Source organism: Paenibacillus illinoisensis NBRC 15959, from assembly GCF_004000925.1.
GTDB lineage: Bacteria > Bacillota > Bacilli > Paenibacillales > Paenibacillaceae > Paenibacillus > Paenibacillus illinoisensis.
The window spans coordinates 217,079-238,022 of the sequence record NZ_BIME01000001.1; the positions used below are offsets into that span (position 1 = coordinate 217,079).

The 20,944-nt window shown below is 46.3% G+C and carries 14 protein-coding genes; 2 read left to right on the plus strand and 12 right to left on the minus strand.

Translation table 11 applies throughout. The features are described from left to right. Positions 1-27 precede the first annotated feature (27 nt). The 9 genes from PIL01S_RS00890 to PIL01S_RS00930 all read right to left on the minus strand — a co-directional run bounded on the left by PIL01S_RS00890 (position 28) and on the right by PIL01S_RS00930 (position 12,081). On the minus strand, positions 28-2,319 hold the full coding sequence (locus PIL01S_RS00890; protein ID WP_127535849.1) for a helix-turn-helix domain-containing protein: 2,292 nt from the start codon (positions 2,317-2,319) through the stop codon (positions 28-30). Between the two features lie 160 nt (positions 2,320-2,479). Beyond that, positions 2,480-3,805: a Gfo/Idh/MocA family protein gene (locus tag PIL01S_RS00895; RefSeq protein WP_127535850.1), complete on the minus strand. Its 1,326-nt coding sequence runs from the start codon at positions 3,803-3,805 to the stop codon at positions 2,480-2,482. Next, on the minus strand, positions 3,802-5,334 hold the full coding sequence (locus PIL01S_RS00900; protein ID WP_127535851.1) for an extracellular solute-binding protein: 1,533 nt from the start codon (positions 5,332-5,334) through the stop codon (positions 3,802-3,804). Before PIL01S_RS00900 ends, PIL01S_RS00895 begins: the two co-directional genes overlap by 4 nt. A gap of 23 nt (positions 5,335-5,357) precedes the next feature. Next, entirely contained in the window at positions 5,358-6,227 is an 870-nt protein-coding gene (locus PIL01S_RS00905; RefSeq protein WP_095287290.1) for a carbohydrate ABC transporter permease, read from the minus strand. After that, a complete protein-coding gene (locus tag PIL01S_RS00910; RefSeq protein WP_246058090.1) occupies positions 6,227-7,105 on the minus strand; it encodes an ABC transporter permease in 879 nt (292 codons plus the stop codon). Before PIL01S_RS00910 ends, PIL01S_RS00905 begins: the two co-directional genes overlap by 1 nt. A 354-nt stretch (positions 7,106-7,459) precedes the next feature. Next, positions 7,460-8,149 carry a hypothetical protein gene (locus tag PIL01S_RS00915; RefSeq protein WP_127535853.1) on the minus strand — a complete coding sequence of 230 codons (690 nt, stop codon included), beginning with the start codon at positions 8,147-8,149 and terminating at the stop codon, positions 7,460-7,462. Between the two features lie 146 nt (positions 8,150-8,295). Beyond that, positions 8,296-9,024, minus strand: a complete 729-nt coding sequence (locus tag PIL01S_RS00920; RefSeq protein WP_127535854.1) for an amino acid ABC transporter ATP-binding protein — start codon at positions 9,022-9,024, stop codon at positions 8,296-8,298. Beyond that, positions 9,017-10,465 (minus strand): amino acid ABC transporter substrate-binding protein/permease, encoded by a 1,449-nt coding sequence (locus PIL01S_RS00925; protein ID WP_127535855.1) that lies wholly within the window; start codon positions 10,463-10,465, stop codon positions 9,017-9,019. Before PIL01S_RS00925 ends, PIL01S_RS00920 begins: the two co-directional genes overlap by 8 nt. A 380-nt stretch (positions 10,466-10,845) precedes the next feature. After that, a complete protein-coding gene (locus PIL01S_RS00930) occupies positions 10,846-12,081 on the minus strand; it encodes an MDR family MFS transporter (RefSeq protein WP_127535856.1) in 1,236 nt (411 codons plus the stop codon). A 140-nt stretch (positions 12,082-12,221) separates the two neighbouring features. Here PIL01S_RS00930 and PIL01S_RS00935 point away from each other — a divergent pair, with 140 nt between their 5' ends. Next, a complete protein-coding gene (locus PIL01S_RS00935) occupies positions 12,222-13,994 on the plus strand; it encodes an ABC transporter substrate-binding protein (protein ID WP_127535857.1) in 1,773 nt (590 codons plus the stop codon). Between the two features lie 114 nt (positions 13,995-14,108). Here the strand turns inward: PIL01S_RS00935 and PIL01S_RS00940 are convergent, their stop codons facing one another. Continuing rightward, entirely contained in the window at positions 14,109-15,830 is a 1,722-nt protein-coding gene (locus PIL01S_RS00940; RefSeq protein WP_127535858.1) for an ABC transporter ATP-binding protein, read from the minus strand. 452 nt (positions 15,831-16,282) lie between these two features. On the opposite strand from PIL01S_RS00940, the gene PIL01S_RS00945 reads away from it, so the two are divergent. Beyond that, positions 16,283-17,095, plus strand: a complete 813-nt coding sequence (locus PIL01S_RS00945; RefSeq protein WP_127535859.1) for an undecaprenyl-diphosphate phosphatase — start codon at positions 16,283-16,285, stop codon at positions 17,093-17,095. A 186-nt stretch (positions 17,096-17,281) separates the two neighbouring features. Here the strand turns inward: PIL01S_RS00945 and PIL01S_RS00950 are convergent, their stop codons facing one another. Together PIL01S_RS00950 and PIL01S_RS00955 are read right to left on the minus strand one after the other, a co-directional pair. Then, positions 17,282-17,908, minus strand: a complete 627-nt coding sequence (locus PIL01S_RS00950; protein ID WP_127535860.1) for a spore coat protein — start codon at positions 17,906-17,908, stop codon at positions 17,282-17,284. 161 nt (positions 17,909-18,069) lie between these two features. Continuing rightward, positions 18,070-20,904, minus strand: a complete 2,835-nt coding sequence (locus PIL01S_RS00955) for a glycoside hydrolase family 2 TIM barrel-domain containing protein (RefSeq protein ID WP_127535861.1) — start codon at positions 20,902-20,904, stop codon at positions 18,070-18,072. Positions 20,905-20,944 lie beyond the last annotated feature (40 nt).

A 20,944-nucleotide genomic window follows, 5' to 3' on the forward strand; every position in this document is an offset into this window, starting at 1 on the left:
CCTCCTTCTCTTCATTCAAATGGGGGACTAGGATTCCAATAAGGAATCCCTGCGGGCCCGCATCATCTCCCTGTATTTCCCCGGTGTAATATTCTTGGTTTTGCGATATACACGGATAAAACTATTCTCATGCTGATACCCCACCATGGAAGCGATTTCAGATATTCTGTAGTTGGTATCCCGCAGGAGTTCACAAGCCCGGTCCATACGGAGCTTCGTAAAGTAACCAAGAATGGTGTCGTTCATTTCTTGCTTGAACAGCTGACTTGCCAAACTGGAACCGATACCCGCATGCTCAGCAATGTCCTGAATGCTAACCGGGTCTTCCAGATGGTCACTCATGAATGCAATCATCGTTTGGCAAACGATATAATCCTTCCTGAGCAGCATGCTGTCATACCATGCTGCGAGCGCTTCTGCCTCATTGCGCAGCAGTGACCACGCAGACTCCAGATTCATCGTCCGCAAACCGGAAACTCGGAACCCGCATGCTTCAGGATCCTGTTTCATGCGGATTCGTTCCAGCGTCTCCGCTACAGACTCGAGATAAGATATCGCCGAGGACGGGTGCCACCGTTCACTCTTCATTCGGCTAAATGTTTTATCCATGATCCTGATTGCCTCTTCACCAATGCCGGCTTCGATCGTTTCGGTCAATTGGGACATGAGTTCATTTTCCTCTGCACGTCCAGGTTCTTGGTGACCGGAAATGTCCTCAAACCGAATCACTTGTTCATATCCATGGTACAATCTGAAACCCAGAGCGCTGTCCGCTTCCTGCATCGCCTGTTGAAGTTCCTTGAATCCGTCGTGGTCCTCGCTTACGCCTGCGGAGACCTGGAACTTAAGCAGTTTCGGAATCATCCTCAGTGCTTCACCAATCGAAGTGGCTGCATCCATATCTCTGCCGGGACCAAGCGGTTGTAACATGACTAGCAATCGGTCCCTGCCGAGATCTGCAGGAATGAGACGCCACTCTCCTGACAGAAGTTCTGCAATGATATTGGCAATGGCGAATTTTAAAAGGGATTGATCCGACTTCTTAAACCTTTCACACCATGCGTGATAATCATCAATAGACAACATTGCAACGGTCAACGGACTATCACTCCATTCCTTGAAGTATCGGTTCCACTTTTCACCAATTTCCCGGTAACCCGTCATGTGTCCCGCATAGATATCGGTCAGAAATTTGGAGGATGCCTCAGGAAGTGTTTGTCTGAGATTGATGGCTTGCTGTGCATGATCTGTTAGCAGCTGTCCTGTTATTTTCTCGAGATCAATCAGCTCTGGACTGATACGTTGACGGTCATACCCGCTGAGCAGTTGTCTCATCCGTTTCACCGGTTTAAAGGCTGCCCTGTTATAAAAAGCAATCGTGGCGGCTCCTGCGGCAAGTGCCAACAGTGAAACGAAGAACACAATGTCTCTAATCTTCTGGGCATTGGACAGTAAACTTTCCTGGGAAATAATTGAAAGATAACGCCAACCTGTATACGGGGACATTGTCTGTGAAGCGAGCAGCACTTGGCCCTCGTGTTTGAACTCACCAAGCTTTTCTCCTTCCAGAGTCGCGAGGACCTGGTCCACTGCTTCCTCTCCTACTGGATAATTACCAAGATCATACAACGGCTTATTGTCGGCATCCAGAATGAAACGATGATTATCGAGATCAGAGACGGAAGTAAGAAGCATGTGCTTGAACATTTGATCCGTTTTAAAATTGATGGCAATGATCCCTCTAAGTTGACCCGCCAGCATAATCTTGCGATAAAGTGTAATCTGGGAGGCAGGAACTCCTGAACCTGCAGCAATCTCCCGCCGCTTCACCAGCATGGGACGGTCATCTAATTCAGCAGCCACATCCACCCAGCCCGAATCGGGAAAATTGACTTTGCTTGAACTATACCCCTGAGGAAAAGCGACCATGCTCTCCCTTTCCACATCATAAATGTAAGCGCTCTTAATAAAGGGAGTACTACTAGTCAAGGTTTCAAGAAACTGTACCAATTCGGTGACATTGCGGTATGACCCCTGTACCTCACTCGTGAGAAATTTATACACATGGTTATTCAGTGCAATTTTCACAGCGATCTGGTCGCTTTCCCGAATGACTTCATCAATATCATTCATGCTGATGCGCAGCATCTGGTGCTGCGGTTCACTGAGCTCCTGCTGTAATACCGACTTGGCTGAATAATACGTAGTCATGCCTACTGCGATAATAATCATGAAGACAACAATGGTCAAAATAAGCAGCAGCCGGGTCTGGGTATTGGTGAAATTGAATTTTAACCACTTCAAAAAGGAAAGGGTCACAGTTATCTCCCACCTTATGTGCAATATACCGCAATTATACAGTTTCGACCTGCCCGGTGCGACCCGGCCTTACAGCCTATTTTGACTTCTTCGAGCAGCATGATCTCACACTTGCCCGATGTTTTGGCTGTTTTCACCATCATTTAATGTAATTAAATATTCACTCACTTCTCGGATTCTGCATAGACACCATATTCCCCCATCCGCCTAGCACCGCTTCTATGGATATGGGACGATGCTCGGAGACCGAACGCCATACGGCTTCCCCCGCAGCAACGGAGTACGCTCCATCCACGGCTCCGGACAGAATCCGGAAAGGACGGTGTTGATCTTCTCCAAGAAAGATATCCTCTAGAAGTAATGGATCACCTCCACCATGTCCGCCTTCCCGATGTACGACATGTATGGTCTCTTTGGAACCAAACAGGGGGAAATAGTCGATGGTCTGAACCGGCGTCGGAAAAGGAGTACGTGCCGGCATATGGTATTCAAGTGTTTCCAGGCGCCCCTTCGTACCGTTCACAGCCAGCCGATAGCCTTCATAAGGAAGGGAAAAATTGACCGAATAACTCATGAGTGCCCCGCCACTATATCTCACAGATGCTGTATACGTATCTTCGATCTCAATGGTAGAATCAAAAATGCATTGATCCGGACGGTATGCTGTGTATGGAAAGTCCGCAGCTGCCGAGCCTAGCAGGTTCAGATGATCATCCGGAACGCGGATCTGCCGACTGCGCGGTGTCCAACGGGAGTAGTACGCACAATCTTCCGAGACATTGCACGTCCGACAATTCCGCCCATCTTCCCGTGCCGGATTCCACTCTCCATCTGCACCATAATAATTGAGCGCTCCATAAGCAAATACTTCCACCGGCTTTTGGTTAATCCACCACTGGACCAGGTCAAAATGATGGGTGCTTTTATGAACGGACAGTCCACCCGAATAAGCCCGCTCACGATTCCAGCGTTTGAAATAGCTGGACCCGTGATGCGTATCAATATACCAGTTGAGATCGATGGAAGTGACTCGGCCAATCTTACCTTCCTGTATCATTTCCTTGATCCGCATGTGAATGGGCATATATCGATAGTTGAATGTTACGATGACTTTACCTTGACTCACCGCTTCAGCATCCAGTATTCGCCTGGCGTCCGCTCCGGTTGTCGCCATTGGTTTCTCGGTAATTACGTCCAAATCCCGCTTCAGTGCGGCGGTTATATAGTGGACATGGGTATCATCCCTGCCGGCGACAATAATGCAGTCTGGCTTGGTATCCTCCACCATGGACGCAAAATCAGAAGCTCCATACACAGGAACTTCGGAGTGATGCGGAAAGCGCGCTCGATAAGCTTCAAAACGCGCGGGATCCGTATCCAGCAGTGCCACGATCTCCGAATTGTGGGTGAACAACTCATGTATAGGCTTGGCGAACTGCCCCAAAGCTCTGCCGCTCACTCCGCATATAGCGTATCTTTTTTTCACTTCTTCACCTTCTCATACCACTCCTGGACCCGCTGGGTGACCACTTCTCCTCCTGAGGCATTCCATTTTTTCACGTATTCATCATAAGCCTCCAGAGGTAGCTCTCCGATAACAATCTTGGTCAATACTTCCTGAAACAGCTTGTGTGACTGGATATCAGGAAACCCTTCATACACGGAAGCCGGGAGACCGTCACCTGCAATTTGCCGGGCATCGGCTGTGCTCACAACGAACATGTCTTTCACCATCTGCTGTTGGTCCTCCGGATAAGTCTCTTCAATACGTTTGTTCATGTCCTCTGCAGTAGTCAGGTTCTTCATACCCAACGCAAGCGGTTTGTTGTCGGCAGGCGGAAGAATGACTTTTCGTCCGTCTTTGACTTCATGCTGCTCTCCTTCCAGGCCGAAACGGACAAATTCATCATTTTCAGGATTGTAGAAGAAATCAAGCAGCTTCAATGCATTGGGCGCATTATCCTGCTTCACGGCTGGAATCATCCATTCCGGCTCACCCATGCTCTTCTGCGTCACGAACGCTTCGAAGCCTTCGGCTTTGGGCAGTGGCATCGCTGCGATATAAGCATCCGGTGCCTGTGTCAGCATGGCGTTAAGACGATCGCGAACATTCGCCGGCAAGTGGTACCAGCTGCCCACCAGGTTATTGTTAATTTTGGCCTGCCATACTTCCCCTTTGTTCAAAAACGTTTCATTATCGAGCAGTTTTTCTTCATATAACATCCGAATGAATTTAATTGCTTCTCTCATGTTATCCGTTGTCCCGGCATACTGAATCTTGCCGTTGTATTCATCCCATTCCGGATATCCTTCCCACATGGCGACTCCGTACATGGCAAATAGATGGTCCATCCACCTTCCGAATTCCCTTCCGCTTGTGGGCAGTTCATCTGCTTTGCCATTGCCGTTCGGGTCCTTGTCACGGAAGGCTTTGAGCACTTCAACATAATCGTCAACGGTTGCTGGCATTTCCATGCCTACCTTATCCAGCCAATCCTTGCGGATCAAAGGTGCCCGTTCCGGGACAAGGAATACTTTGGGGACATAATAAATTTTGCCGTCAGGAGAAGCTGAGCGAACAATATCCCAGGCTTCCTGGGGAATACTTTCCCAGACGTGCGGAGCATACTCAGGGAGCAGATCATCCAGGGGCAGCGCTCCACCTTGTTGAATCAACGTTTGTTCAACGCCTCCGATCGGGCGCAGAATATCCGGCAGCTCATCGGAAGCGATCATCAGATTCAGATATTCCGATGGTTCCGAGCCTGGAGGCGTCGTAATCAGCTCATATTGGACACCTGTCTTATCTGCCACATATTTTACATGCGGATCATCAGCTGCGGGCATGCTCCCGATGCCCATATGACTCTTGAAAACTTTCACGATTGGGATACCGGAGTTCCCTTCAGCTGAACCGCTCCCTGAATCGCTGGTGTTGGAACTGCAGCCGGCAACTACCAGCATGGCCACACTGAGCACTATCGGTACAAACTTTTGGGTCAGTCGTCTTCTCATCGAATCATCCCCTTGATCATGATTTATTCTTTCAGCGATCCAAGCAGCGAACCTTTGACAAAATATTTCTGTAAATAAGGATACACCAATATAATGGGAACGCTTGCAAAAAGAATCGTTGCTGCTTTCAATGTGGTAGTGTTGAAGTCGTAATCATCAAGGAACATATTGACCTGAGCCAGTTCTTCCGGACTGGTCAAATAGGCACGCAGTTTCATCTGAAGCGGCCATAGATCAGGATCCCGAACGAAGAGTACGGCGCGTTGGAACGTATTCCAGTATCCTACGGCATAGAACAGGCTGACTGTGGCAAGAACCGGTTTGGATAGCGGCAGATAGATCTGGAACAGGATTCGAAAATCATGGCAGCCATCAATCCGGGCAGTATCATCCAATTCCTTCGGCAAGTTCATGAAGAAGGTGCGCAAAATGACCATGTTGAACGTACCGATGACCCCCGGTATTATCAGTGCCCATATGGAATTCATCATCCCCAGCTCTCTGACCGTCAGGAAGAAGGGAATCATCGGCGCATTGAAGATCATCGTGATGACTATCCCGAGCATGACCTGTTTGCGAATTAGAAACTCTTTGCGTGATAACGGAAAGGCGGTCAGCACGGAAAAGAGCATACTCAGCGCTGTTCCAGCGACCGTTATGAATACGGTTACGCCAAACGATTGCCATAAGCCTGAGCTCTGTAAAATATGTTTCCAGGAAGCCATGGTAAAGCCGACCGGCCACAGAAAAACTTCCTTGGAATCGGCGGCAACCGGGGAACTTAAGGAAACAGCGAGCAGGTGAAGCAATGGCAGGATCATGGTTAATGCCGCAGCTGTCAAGAACACATAGTTGGCGACTTGAAAGCACTTTTCACCAAAGGTTTGCTTCATCACCACAACCCCTCCCCTGTCTTTTTGGCCAATCGATTGAAGACCCCGAGCAGGATAAACCCGATGACGGATTGGAACAGTCCAATCGCCGTGGTGACACTATACTGCCCTTGCAGAACACCTGAACGGTATACATAAGTTTCAATAATATCTCCTACCGAGTAGGTCATCGGGGTCAGCAGGTTATAAACCTGATCGAAACCAAGCTCCAGGAAATTGCCGATATTCAGCAGGAACAGAATCAGGATCGTTGGGAACAGCGCGGGCAGCGTAATATAAATCGCCTGTTTCCACTTATTAGCTCCGTCCATGACAGCAGCTTCATACTGGGTTGGATCAACGCCGCTGATGGCTGCGAGATAAATAATGGTCCCCCACCCCACTTCCTTCCATATGGAAGACAAGACAACAATGGGCCGGAAATATTGCTCTTGCTGCATATACAGTATGGGCTCGTAGCCAAACCATCCACGGACAGCGTTTACAAAACCACCCGAGGCAAGAACTTCAAAGACGATTCCACCCACAACGACCCAGGAGAGGAAATGCGGCAAATAGAACAGACTTTGCAGGAAACGTTTGGCCAGCATCTTCCTTACCTCATTAAACAGCAGCGCAAGCAGGATGGGAGCTGGAAATCCGACGACCAGCTTGTAAAACGCAATCAGAGCTGTGTTCCGAAGTACATGATAGAAGTCCTGATACGTAAAAATAAACTTAAAGTTATCCAGCCCCACCCATGGGCTGCTCCAGATCCCTTTCATGATCTGAAAATTCTGAAAGGCAATGACGCTTCCTCCCAGAGGGATATACTTAAAAATAATGTAAAACAAAATGCCGGGCAGGATCATGACATACAACATCCAATGTTTCCTCATGTTTCGCAAATATCCTTTTTTGGCACGTTTGACGACTGTAACTCCGGGTTGCCGGGCAGGTGTTTCAGTCAGTTCAGCCATACGATCTCGGGCCCCCTTTAGCATTTAATAGTGTGAATGATGAGCAGGATCCTCTGTTCACATCATATGGGCGAGCAGCATGATCAACAATCGTGCAATCGGCCAAACAATGAACCAATCGCTTACACAGCAAGTTTCTGCAGGATCGGTTCATTCGCTGGAGAATCGGTTGGTACGGGTAATATCATCAAAAAGGCCGCCATGTGGCGACCAAAGATACGCAGCAGTATGCTCTTTGTTCCGGGATTGCATTTCTTAACAGGCTGAATGTAATCAGTCTTCAATCAGTAGAGACCCGATGTCGTTTGGATCCTCAATCTCCTTACTCGCAATAAGAATTCCTTCCTCGTTCAATGCCTTTATGTTGAATGGAGTGCTTGCAGTCGAGGGAAGCAATACAAACCATATGTTTCTTTCAGCCCCCACCTCAACCAATTTAGCTTCAGTAGAAATCTGTGTTCCATTTTCCTTCGTTTCGACCGTTATCCGCTTGATTGCAGGGTTCAGTACATTTCCGAATATGATGGGAAAAGGAGATTCGATATGTTCCAAGCGAGGCATACTCATATAGTCCATTGCGGACGGATTCGATGAAGATTTACTAATCCCGTATCCTCCTCCCCATCCCCATTTCCAACCCAATATTCTCTTTCGTGCATACTCCATCTGAAGATTACTGGATTCCGAGCTTGCTCTTTGTGTAAATAAAATCATGCCGCCTTCCACTGGTTCTACATGAATAATATGTGATGCAGCCTGTTCTGATCTAAACTTTTGAATCGCGCTTTCGGGAGTCTTCCCGATAGGGATGTGTATGGTCTCATCCATTCCCAACAATTTGGACATCCGTTGATCTGAGAACCCGCCAGGTCTATCGTTAAGATAGACATAAGTTAACAATGCGGAGATCGAGAGAAATACAGCTAAACATATCCCGATCCGTCGTTTTATTTGTATTTGCATTGTCTCATCCCCCATATTCATGATAACAACACATTAAGAACATAATTTGATTCTTCCAATATTACCATATTAATCAACTCAGTTCTGATTTGTAACAACAAAAAACCTTCAAGAACAATGTCTTGAAGGTTTTATTTGATCATAGCTTAAAGTACTTTTTCCAAAAAGCTGATGGTGCGTTCATGCTTCGGATTACCGAATATTTCGGCAGGCGTGCCCTGCTCTACAATGTATCCGCCATCCATGAAGATAACCCGGTCTGCAACTTCACGAGCAAATCCCATCTCATGGGTAACGATCATCATGGTCATTCCTTCGCTGGCGAGGTCCTTCATTACGCCCAGCACCTCACCAACCATCTCAGGGTCAAGCGCGGAAGTCGGTTCATCAAACAACATGACGTCTGGATTCATCGCAAGCGCACGGGCAATCGCCACACGCTGTTTCTGACCCCCTGAAAGTTTGTTAGGATAGCTATCCGCTTTGTCTGACAAACCTACCCGATCAAGTAAACGAAGAGCCGTTTCTCTAGCTTGCTGCTCGTTCAGCTTACCAAGCTCTCTTGGTGCAAACATGATATTTTTAAGCACGCTGAAGTGAGGAAACAGGTTAAAATGCTGAAATACCATGCCGATATTTTCACGTGCTTTATTGATATTGGTTTTCGGATCATTCAGATCCTGGTCATCCACGATAACCCGGCCTGCCGTGATCTCTTCCAATTGGTTAATGCAGCGCAGAAATGTACTTTTCCCTGAACCGGACGGGCCGATGACACAGACCACTTCGCCCTCGGCGACCGTCATATCGATCCCTTTCAGAACCTGATTCGAGCCAAAACTTTTCTTCAATCCTTCAACCTTAATTTTACCCACGGCGAACCTTCACCTCCAGATGGTCAGCGATTTTAGTCAATGTGATGATGACAATCAGATACATGATCGCAACCGTTAACCAGATGTCAAAAGAGGCAAACGTTCTTGCGATGACAATTTTACCCGATTGCGTCAGCTCTACCAGACCAATAACGGACAAGATCGACGTATCTTTCAGTGTAATGACCATCTGATTAATGAATGAAGGAATCATAACCCGGATGGCCTGAGGGATAACGATCTTCATCATCGCTTTGCGATAAGGAATACCCAGTGAACGGGCAGCTTCCATCTGTCCACGATCAATCGATTGAATCCCCCCGCGAATAATTTCGGTTACGTATGCTCCGGCATTCAGACTTAGCGTCAGAATAGCTGCCAGGAACAACGGCATGGTAAAGCCAAGCGCCTGCGGAATCCCGAAATATATAAAGAAGGCAAGGACGATCAATGGAATCCCGCGGAATACATCCACAAATACCGTGGCTACACCGCGAAGGAATTTATTTTGTCCCACTTTCATAAATCCGAAGATCAGACCCAGAATAAAGGCAAAGAACAAAGAAACAATGGTGTATAAGAGCGTGTTACCCAGACCTTTAATCAGGGATGGTAGGGATTTCTGAACCAACTCCCAGCGTCCCATATTGGCAGTTGTCGAAGCATTTTCACCAACATAGGTCTCAGTAATACGTTTATACTCCCCGTTTGCCTTGATATTTGTTAGTCCATCATTGAACATTTGCAGAAGTTCCTGATTCTTGCCTTTGCTTACGGCGAACCCATAAGAGCCTCCTATTTCGGGTTCTGTAACCGTTTTAAGACCGTTATTCTGCTTTACCCCGTAAGCAAGTACAGGATAATCTTCAAAACAGGCTACGGAGTTTCCGGTTTTGACATCATCATACATTTGTGATGAATCATCAAACGGTACAATGGTAAAGCCATACTTCGAGGCAATAGACTCTGCAAAAGTATAACCCTCTGTTCCCGTTTTAACGGCAACTTTTTTGCCTCGAAGATCCTCATAACTTTTCACGGTATCGTTATTTGCGCTTACGCCCATAACTACGCCTGAATCGAAATAAGAATCTGAGAAATCGAACTTTTGTTTTCTCTCATCGGTAATACTCATCCCCGCAATAACGCCATCCACCTGGTTTGACTCCAGTGCCTGCACGGCTGCGTTAAATCCAAGGGCTTTGATTTGGTACTTGAAATTTTGATCTTTGGCAATGGCATCAAGTAAATCCATGTCGATTCCGACAAAATCACCATTTACATCCTGAAATTCAAACGGAGCAAAGGTAATGTCTGTGCCGATGACATAGGTTTTGCTAGTGTTGGACTCTGCATCAGCCGCTCCCGCCCAACCGGATAATCCGGTCACCAAGAGCAGCATTAGCGAAAGTACAAAAAACGAGACCTTTGTTGTTTTCATATGTCCTCCCCTTCTCGGTCTACTACGTTACTGTGTTACATTTTTTTCAGACGTATTGCTCATTATACAGTCATAATCTTTTTGTGAAAATAAACAATTTTAAATTTTAAGTATTGATTTCTTTTCCAATGATGACGCTCACGGTGTCACTACATAAGTATGCTTTGCCTTCACTCTTTATTTACCGTTGTAAAGCGCACTCGTCATATCTTTCATTCCTTAACCCAAACCATTTTTTGGTGAAAGGTGAGTATGTGTTTTTTCATGCTGGATTCTTCCGCAATATGTTTATCATTTACAATAATCCCTCTTTCAATCAAAAATGTTTTGTCTCAACCATGTACTTATAACTGTCAACAGCCGCACCTTCCATTACCTTATTAAGCACTCGCTTGAAACATTTTTTCTTTACGTTCTCTCGATAATTGATGCTGCCGTGCCTTCCATAGAAAAGGGAGCCCCAGCACTGTTGCGAGTGCCAGCGGAACAAAGACGGAAACCCCATTCGCTGCCCCAAAATGGCCAAGAAGCAAACCTCCAAACACAGGTGCTATCACACTGCCCAAATGATTAAAGCCAATGGTTCCAAAATAGATCCCTTTGTTCTCCGGTTTAGCAATCCGGTCAATGAACAAGTCCATCATGGTAAACAGCAGCACTTCTCCAATGGTAAACAGGACGACGCTAATGAATAACAGCACCAGACCGTCCGCCCAACCGAACAGCAGCAAGCTTCCAGCGATAAGAATATTACCAAGAATAAGAGAGGAAATTGGGGAATAATGCCTGGCTGTCCGAACAATCGGGTATTGCACGAGGAGCACGGTCATGGCGTTAAGAGAGAACATGTAGGAGAAAATTCGGCTTCCGTCCTCTACATTCGGATTCAGGGTCAGATACTGAGCTAATGTTGAACCGAAATGTCCAAAGCCCAGTTCGCAGAACGTTGTTCCAATGAGGACCATCAGGAATACCCGGTCTCTGGTGGTTGTACTCAGAGCAGCCCTCAGGCTTGGTGCAAGCGTGTTGACTGGCTTAGAGAGATTGGTATGCCTAACACTAAACTGAAACAACAAGACCATGCCGTACATCACATATACCATGCCTGCTATGATAAACGGAAACGTCGATTCAGCCGATCCAAGGTAAAGTCCGATAATCGGGCCAAAAACAACACCAAGATTAACCGCAGCATAGCGCAGATTATAAACGAGCAGCTTGTGCTGTGAAGGAGTAATATCCGACAACAACGCGCGTGAAGTCGGTTCAAAAAAAGCACGGCATAAGCCATTTAGTGTGTTGGCAATGAAAAATACCCATAAATGCTGCGCCGATGAAAAGATAAAAAAAACGCCTGCCCAGCTAAACACCGAGACCAGCATAACAATTGGACGACCAATCCGATCCGAGATGTATCCTCCGTAGAAGCTAATTAGTACGCCAGCCAGCGAGCTTACTGCAACGGTTAGACCCGTTTCTGTCGGCGAAGCCTCCAATACGCGAGTTAAATAGATGGATAAGAACGGAATGCTCATGGATGTCACCAGACGTCCGAACATGGTACCGATAATGATGGTCCACGCCAAAGGGTGTATTTGCCTGAGAAGATGCTTCATAAGGTATATCTCCTATTCCGGGTGATTAAAAAAGGACTGCGCATGTCACTTTCATTAGTTATAATTGTAAGGATCAAAGGGGGAAATAAAAGTGTAAGCAATTCATTTTGCATTTCACCTTTTTTTAAAGGAGCAGACCTATGGATACATACATCACACACTACCTTCGGCTTGTCACATCAGAGCAGCTGTCGCTTAAAGTGAATGAACCTGCTGCGATAACCATAGAAAATCTCTCGACCGCGCTATTCTGTACTCCACGGAATGTCAAATTCATATTGCGTAAGCTGGAAGCAGCTGGTTTCATTGTTTGGCAGCCGGGAATCGGCAGGGGACATCATTCCAAATTGACACTTCTAAAGAATATGGACGAAGTAATGGAAGATCACTTTCTTGGCTTAATAAGCAATGGCAAAATGAAGGAAGCTGTCGAACTCATCGGTTCGCTGGAATCTTGGGACCTGAATGGCGTGGTCAGGCAGAGATTGCTGCGTTTGTTGAACCAGCAGATGGGTTTTCACAGCCATTTGGAAACAAGCTCGGGTCAGGATGTACTTCGAATGATGCGTTCACGCCGTCTGGGGAACCTGGATCCGGCTTCTGTCTACACGGCATTTGAGACTTATCTGCTTGGTCAGATCTGCAATACATTACTTACCTTCGATGCTCAGTCAGGAACATTTCAGCCAAGTCTTGCACATTCGTGGGAATGCAGTGAGGACCATAAGATGTGGGTCTTTTATCTGCGTAAGGGTGTCCGGTTTCATCACGGACGCATCATGACTTCAGCAGATGTGCAGTCAACGTGGCAGCGTCTGCACGAGGTCCAAAGTCCTTCGCTATGGCTGTTCCGGGACATCGAGTACACCGAATTAGATGGTGATTACTGCATTCGTTTTTATCTCCATCGGCCCAATCGTTTTTTTCTGCACCTGTTCAGCTGCATTCCCATGACGATTCTCCCCTATGATGTTGACAGTTCCAACCAACTGATCGGTACAGGTCCATTCCAGATTAGTGAACTTAATAATGAAGTGCTCGTACTTCGTGCATTTGACAGCTATTATGGGCTCCGTCCCCTCCTCGATCAGGTATATATCTGGTTTGTACCGGACTTGGGGAGCGAGCACCGGTATTACGAATTGCAAGGAACCGATCGCTTGAAGAAGTCTTCAAACGACGAAACGACAAAAGATATTGACTATCCTGCACTCGGATGCCAGTATTTGCTGTTTAACTTCCAGAAGCCTGGCATTCACCATCATCCCCATTTTCGACAAGCACTGAGAATGGTGTATGACTCTGCAGCACTGGTCGCTGAACTGGGAGAGAATCTGATTACACCCGCTAGCAGCTTTCTCCCATGGAGAAGTGCGCAGCAGCACTGGTCCGAAGCATCGCTTGATCATGCACATGAATTGCTGGACAGCAGCGGTTATCAGGGCGAACCCTTGATTCTGTCTTGTACCGTTAACAAGGATATGCGTGTTGCACATTGGATACAGCAACGTGCAGCAGCAATTGGACTGCACATTGAGCTGGCTGCTTCCATCGACAACCTCCAGCCTCAAGATACATCATTTGCGGATGTGATCATGGCGGAGGAGATTCTGGAGCAGGATTGGCAGTACGGCATGATTCATTATTTCAAGACGTCGTCCAATCATTTCAATGCCTGCATGTCACCTGAGCAGATGTCCATATTGGATGATAAGCTGGAGCCTTTTGCACAGTTGGATGAACCTGATCGGATAAGCCTGCTGAATGAAACAGAGGATATCTTACGCCGTAATTGCTGGATATTGCACGGAGCCCATGTGAACAAAAGGGCTCAGCTTAATCAGAGCCTTTCGGGCCTGCAGACGTCGGACTTCGGTTTTATGGACATTTCTAAGATATGGATTAAGCAGTAAAATAAAAAGAGGACTTCCGTCCAATGACGGAAATCCTTTTTTATTGTTATCTTCTCATCTGTTCTGGAACAATCCGAACCTAAGCTATATAAGAAACGGATCTACCCACCACCATCATTCAATCGGCTGCAAAGCTTGCTCTACGTCCTTTCTTAGCCACAGCTCCCGGAATGGTTCACAGTTCTGAATCAATTTATCGAAAGGTCCGTGACCGGCAATTTTTCCTTGGTCCATAACCACGATCTGATCGACCTGCCGGATGAAGTTCAATCGATGTGCCACGATAATGACCGTTTTGCCGCTGAACTCTTTCAGGATCGTTTCCATAATGCTTTTCTCCGTAATATTGTCCAGAGCCGACACTGGTTCGTCCAGAATCAACACGTTTCTGCGCTGTATCAGGATTCGGGCAAAGGCAAGCCGCTGACGTTCCCCGCCAGACAACTTTAACCCTCTCTCGCCAACAAGCGTGTTTAATCCGTCCGGCCATTTTAGAATTGTATTTTTCAGATGAACTTTATCCAACAAATCGTAGAGAACTTCATCCGAAACCGATTGATCAAAACAAATATTGTCCCGGATGGTCGCATCGAAGATTGGCGTCTCCTGTGATAAGTATGAGATATGGTCATAGTAGCTATTCAGCTTCAGCTCGTCGATATCCACGCCGTCCACCAGCAGTTTGCCGGTGTTCTTTTTTAACAGTCCGGTTAACAGCTTGATCAACGTTGATTTTCCGCTCCCACTCATGCCAACCAATGCTAAGGAAGACCCTTGAGGAATGGTCAGCGAGATATCATGTAAGATGCTGTTCTTACCATAACCGAATGACACGTCGCGAAAATCCACATCCCCCTTGAGTCCCATCACTTCATGACCACGATCCAGGTTGCGGTCCTCCGGAGCTTGAATGAATGCTTCAAACCGCTTATAGGTCACTTGATTCAGCCGATAATCCACGAACAGCACATTGAATATGGCGATAGGTGAGTAAATCTTTTCTATAAAAAGAAACAATGCCACAATAACGCCAATGGAGGAGTCTCCTGTAATAACACTGTTAACCCCAAAGAACAGGATGACAAGCTTAATGACGGTGATAAACACCTCAAATATCGCAAAAAAAGCTTCATGGATCATCCGCAGCTGCGCGCTTTTGTTAATCATTAGCCGTGCTGATGCGCTGAGTTTCGCCATTTCCTTCTCATATCGTTTGTTCGTCCGAAATACGACCAGTTCCATGAATCCGCGTATTGAATATCTGGAGATGGACTCCTGTTCATTCAATATCATTGATTTCATTCGGTACAGAAATTTCAAGATCAGGTTCGTTACTCCAAAAACGACGACATAACCCACCGCAATAACAATCATAATCCGTGGATCGTAGAAGCTGATAAACAGCAGACTGAACAAAATCGTCGGCAGCAGTTCATGCATTGTTTTAAGGTAAAAACCATAAATGATCTCATTCCCTGCTTCTGCACCATTTTCAATGACTTTGATCATTTGTCCAGTCCCCACGTTTTGGTAGGCCTGATAGTCGATTTTTGCTATTTTGGCTAGTGCCATGATCTTCAATTGCTCGGTCAACCGTTTGGACAGATAAACGCTCGGGTACTCATCCATGTAGTTCAGAATGACCGTCCCCACAAGAAATGCTCCGTAGATCATGATCAAATGGATCATCTCGTCCATCCGATTAACCAAAATTGCCGTATCCAATATCTTCTGGAAGAGGAATATCCCCAGGCTGCTGAATAGCTGAATGGCCCAGCCTAAGGCAATGTATAGGAAAATCCACCATTTTAATTGGAATAAACATTGTTTTAACACCGTTCTCCTGCCCCTTTATCTTTTAAAATGAAAAAAAGGCCAGGACGAGTTCAGTCACGGACCTGTGCAAGTCCTTCTCTATGAGAAGGTCATTGTAGGTTCCATAGATCTGATGTGTCCTGGCCTGCGAACAAAATGATTGCCTGGGCACCATCCAAAGTTTCCAGTTTCATGCGATCAAATGGGCAGACGTCCCCCTTGATAGCCGGTACGCGTTTTGATCCGGCCCGAAAACTAGTTACTTCGAACGATACGGTAAGACATTCATTTCACCTCAATTCAAAAGATATGGTCTAGTATAGCCGCTCATCTCCCTAAGAATCAACCAATGATTTCAAGTGAATCTTGCATGACTTATATTAAAACTTGCAACCCAACAAGGGAACAAGCTATGATCATGAGAGAATGAAAACCTATGTATATTTTCTGGAAACAACGTCAAGGAGGAGAAGATGGAAGACATTATTTTGTGGTTGAAGTATTTGTTCTTGGGTGTGGTCCAAGGAGTAACGGAGCCAATCCCAGTTTCTTCTAGCGGACACCTGATCATTGCACAGCGGCTGATGGGCATGAAACAAAACGGATTATCGTTTGAAATTCTAACCAACACAGCTTCACTAATAGCTATTGTTTTTATCTTTCGTGAAGATATCAAAAAGCTGATGGTTGGCGCAGTTCAATACCTTCGTACACGTGACCAACAATACAGGGCAGAATTTATGTTTGTGTTATACATTGTTATCGGCACGATTCCTGCAGCACTCGCTGCAGTGCTGTTCAAGGATCGTATTGAAGAAGTATTCGCTTCCGTACATACCGTTTCCATTGCTCTATTAGTTACCGGTGTTGCCTTATGGCTCATTCGCAATCTGCGCGGCCGTAAACGTGATGGAGATCTGTCTACCAAAGATGCGATTCTCGTTGGATTGGCTCAAGCCGTAGCCCTGATTCCGGGGATCAGCCGTTCCGGAGCAACCGTAATAGCTTCCATAGCGGTCGGCATGAAGCAGGAAACGGCCCTGAGATTCTCCTTTATGCTCTATATCCCAATTAGCTTGGGTGGTCTGGTCTTGGGAGCATCCGACATCGCAAACGATCCCAATCGGTCAGAGCTTGCCATTCCTTATCTGATTGCCTTCATAACGACACTCGTAGTCACGTATTTCTCAATGAGATGGTTCATGGGCATTATGGCCAAAGGAAATTTGAAATATTTCTCGTACTACTGTTTTATTGCGGGAACATTATTGCTTATCTTTTTGTAACTTTAAGATCTGTACCCTACAAAGGAACATCTGGCGTTCAGCCGGGTGTTCTTTTATATAGATCACCTCGGATCAAAAACTGCTTAAGTTAATATCTAATATTTAAGTATATGAACAAAGCGCATGACAAACCCCATAGTAGACATGATCATGTCCTCTATGGGGTCTGGTTCTACACGTTACAGATTAGTGCTGCAAGTTTCCACCTATTTGTGATGCAATCATGGATGGCGCGAACCCGTTCAGCATTTGCTGCATGTCCTGCTGAGGCAGTTGCGGCACCTGATAGAAACCATTTTTATTCTGATAAATGGAGATCTCATATGCCATCTCGATACAGTTTGGCAGCGAATCTGCCAGTACACGACGCACCACCGGGTTTGTCGATTCAAGCGCAGCCGTTGTTTTCATTACTGCTCCCGATTTCACAGCATTTAACATGCTCAAAGAGATGCTTTGATCACAAATTTCAGTTGCAGAGAGCATAGGCTTCTTCGGTTGGCTTGGTTTCATGCCATATGTGAAGTCGTTGTCTTGTGACATCTTATAGCTTTGCGTCGGTTTGGATGGATCTTGTCCTGTTCTGAAGCATTCCAGCGTTATGTTGTATTCTTCGGACATGAATTGCTTTTGACGCAGCAAAATATCGCGCAGTTCCGGATCTTGGACATGTTGACTCAGCATCGTATAGGTATTTAACGTATTGATGGCTCCAGCAAGCACCTCATGAACATCAAACATCTCATGACCGCCATGGTTGAGTTGTGGTGGGATCGTTCCTGTTTCAATGTTTTGATGATTTTGCAATTGCATGTTGAATTACCTCCAATTAATCTGTTATTTTTGGCTGTCCCATTACGCAGACTAATGTATTATGAAGTTTCGTTCCTCAAGATATTCGGCATAATTTTTGGTTAATGTGTGCGGCAAAAAAAGAAAGACTGTCACAAGAGACGGTCTTTCCTATATCCATTTTATTTAAACAACAGCTGATTCAATGCATTAACAGTCATATCGTGCGTCGGGTGAAAATCATCACTTTCCATATATTGCAGCAGACTGTGAATAAATTGTCGCCCTTCGATCTGACTAAGCAGCTGGTCATAATCCAGTGCCCCAACTAACACTTTGCCGCTGCCTACTTTGCACTCAAATAACAGTCCGAGCTTATGATTACGCTCAAAGTTATCGATCGTTTGCACAATCGGCTGTAAATCAGCCGGAAGGTCGTCCAAAATGATGGAGCTTGAATGGGTGACAATATTCCACCATGGGTAAGTGGAGTGCATCTCGCTCGGGAAATGCTGAAGAGCCGGATGATCATTCTGAATCAGCAAACCAAGTGTACCCACCGGAACAGGTTTATTCATGCTTTCCGAGATGGACCGGAACATGGGATAACACCAGAAATCAGTACTATATAAGCCCTCAATAGCGTTGCTAACCTGTCCGGGAGAAGCCAGCAGAAGAACTGAGCCTCCCTCTTCCAACCTCTGCAGCGCTGCATCTGTCAGCTCCTTGTACACAGGCGCATCAGCAAACTGACGATCCTCTTGCTCAGGGTAGACCCAAATGTTATAGGATTTATAAATGTCCGTATTCGATATGGACAACTTTAACGTTACCTGAGTCATATTCTCTACACTTGGCAGAGTTACTTGGATGTTCCCAAGCTTCTGGTAAGGCTTCATGTGATCCTCGGTAATGAGCTGTTTTCCTTCGGATATAACGTTGGTTCCTTGAGTACATTCCCATCGCAACGATTCCCCTTTCAGAGGGACCGGACGATAGTAACTCAATTCTACCGAAGCGTTGAATGTCTCACGAGCAGCATAGTTATACTTCTCAAAGCGAGCCAAAAGGACAGCATCCGAGCAGAAGGTTCGCCATTCTTCCGCACTAATTAAACCTTTCGAGTCCATAAATGCGTCCAATATGCCAACAAGAGCCGTCCCTTGTCCGCTAAAGTCCTGCAAATCAAGCAGTTGAAAGCCTGCAAGTCGCTCGGATCGGAAAGCTGCCTCAAGCTCTTCCTTGTAACAGTCTACGGCCAATTGACCTGAGGCACGGAAGAATGATTCAGCGAGATGCCCCATGCCCTTGGCCTGTAATCGTTCTCGAAAGATTTCAAAGTTATGTGCTTTGATCGAGCCTGTATACTTTTCAATCTCCGCAAAATCCGGATACATGGCATACTGTCCAATCTCGTGAGAGACCACAGGAAGATGCGGAATAAGCTCCTTGTCTGTTGCAGCCGCTTTCACGGTTTTGGAGACTGTTCCGTATTGGATCTGAATCTCCTGTTCCTGCGAATGGGAATCCTCTAGTCCAGAGTGCTGCTGAGGGTAGATGTGCTCATCATAATCCTTCATTGTACCAGGCAGATCGGTTTGAACATGACCCAGCGGAGCGTCACACATCGCATAGGAACCTCTGATCAACCGGTCGCGGGAGAACCGCACACCACTGAAGAAATCTTCTTCCTCCAGAATAACCGGGGTAAACTGAAAATTGTTGGAGCCTTGCGTGTATAGATGGCGCTGATCATATGCTTTATAGTCTTTCAGAATGGCACTTAGCTTTTCCTTGCTCCCCCACAACTCATTCCCCAGTGACATCATGACAAATGAAGGATGATTCCCGAAGCTGCGCAGAATGGCGAAGCCTTCCTCAATCAAATAATCCTGTTCTGCCTGGTTATGGTTCGCATCGCTCTCATCCGTAATCGTTCCCCAAAATGGCAGCTCGGGTTCCATGTAGATTCCCAGCAGATCGGCTGCAACAAATGCTGCTTCAGGTGGACAACAAGTATGGAAACGATAATGATTAATACCGTAGGATTTCGAAATGCCGAGGATTCTCACCCACTCGTTTACGTCCGTTGGTGCATAGCCCGTTAACGGGAAGATCAATCCATCATGCTTGCCGCGCAAAAAGGTTGGCCGATTATTGATTGTAAACTTGTCTCCACTAGCCTTGAAATCCCGCAGTCCAATTACGATGTCACGATCATCAATGATTCTCCCATTCTCTTCGCGCAACGTGATGGCAATCTTATATAAATGAGGTGCATCGTCACTCCATAAGAGCGCTTTATCCCCGAGCGGATAAGAGATACTCATCTCGTTATGATCAACGGGGTACATCCGCTCGGCAACTTCATGTACACCTTCTTCTAGGCCGGAAGTTTGTTCATCAATGGCGAAACTTTTGGCAGACACTGCAATTTCGGTGTTCTGTAGCACTCCATCCAATTTTACCGAAAGCGTTATCGATTTATGCATCGCATCAGTGTAAATTTGCAAATCACTCATACGTGCTTCATTGCTGAATTTCAATTCCAGTTTGCCCGTAATGCCGTTCCAGTTCGTCTGTGTATCCTTGGAGGTCATATGCCCGCCTTTGGTTGGGTAGCTCGTGTTGTCCACCTTGATCCTAACGGTATGTGTACCGGCAGAGAGCCCTTCCTTAAGCACATACTCATGGGGCGTATTGAGACTGTTACGTGTACCTAGTGGAATATCATCAACCCAGACTGTTGTAACCCGTGTTCGCTCCAGATGCAGACAGCAGTACTTTCCTTCCAATTCCTCCGGAACCTCGAACTCCCGCTCCAGCCAGAGCCAACCCTCGAAAGCGTATTCGTCTGTGAGCGCCCCAACCTCAGCCAGCTCGTTTCTCTTTCCCTTTCTGGCATGGGACGTTGTATTTGGCATGATAATCGTGTCGTCATACGGAAAATTAATTCCCAGCTTGTTCTCGTCAAGCTGCATTCTCCAGACTCCTTGCAAGTTAATAATGGGCAACATGATTTCAACTCCTAATTAAGGGTTAACCGCACTTGTCTAT

What these genes read in the sequence shown, in the direction of transcription:
- PIL01S_RS00955 (WP_127535861.1), bottom strand. Translation starts at nt 20,904, where the DNA reads ATGTTGCCCATTATTAACTTGCAAGGAGTCTGGAGAATGCAGCTTGAC.
- PIL01S_RS00930 (WP_127535856.1), bottom strand. Translation starts at nt 12,081, where the DNA reads ATGAAGCATCTTCTCAGGCAAATACACCCTTTGGCGTGGACCATCATT.
- PIL01S_RS00950 (WP_127535860.1), bottom strand. Translation starts at nt 17,908, where the DNA reads ATGCAATTGCAAAATCATCAAAACATTGAAACAGGAACGATCCCACCA.
- PIL01S_RS00900 (WP_127535851.1), bottom strand. Translation starts at nt 5,334, where the DNA reads ATGAGAAGACGACTGACCCAAAAGTTTGTACCGATAGTGCTCAGTGTG.
- PIL01S_RS00925 (WP_127535855.1), bottom strand. Translation starts at nt 10,465, where the DNA reads ATGAAAACAACAAAGGTCTCGTTTTTTGTACTTTCGCTAATGCTGCTC.
- PIL01S_RS00935 (WP_127535857.1), top strand. Translation starts at nt 12,222, where the DNA reads ATGGATACATACATCACACACTACCTTCGGCTTGTCACATCAGAGCAG.
- PIL01S_RS00945 (WP_127535859.1), top strand. Translation starts at nt 16,283, where the DNA reads ATGGAAGACATTATTTTGTGGTTGAAGTATTTGTTCTTGGGTGTGGTC.
- PIL01S_RS00915 (WP_127535853.1), bottom strand. Translation starts at nt 8,149, where the DNA reads ATGCAAATACAAATAAAACGACGGATCGGGATATGTTTAGCTGTATTT.
- PIL01S_RS00905 (WP_095287290.1), bottom strand. Translation starts at nt 6,227, where the DNA reads ATGAAGCAAACCTTTGGTGAAAAGTGCTTTCAAGTCGCCAACTATGTG.
- PIL01S_RS00910 (WP_246058090.1), bottom strand. Translation starts at nt 7,105, where the DNA reads ATGAGGAAACATTGGATGTTGTATGTCATGATCCTGCCCGGCATTTTG.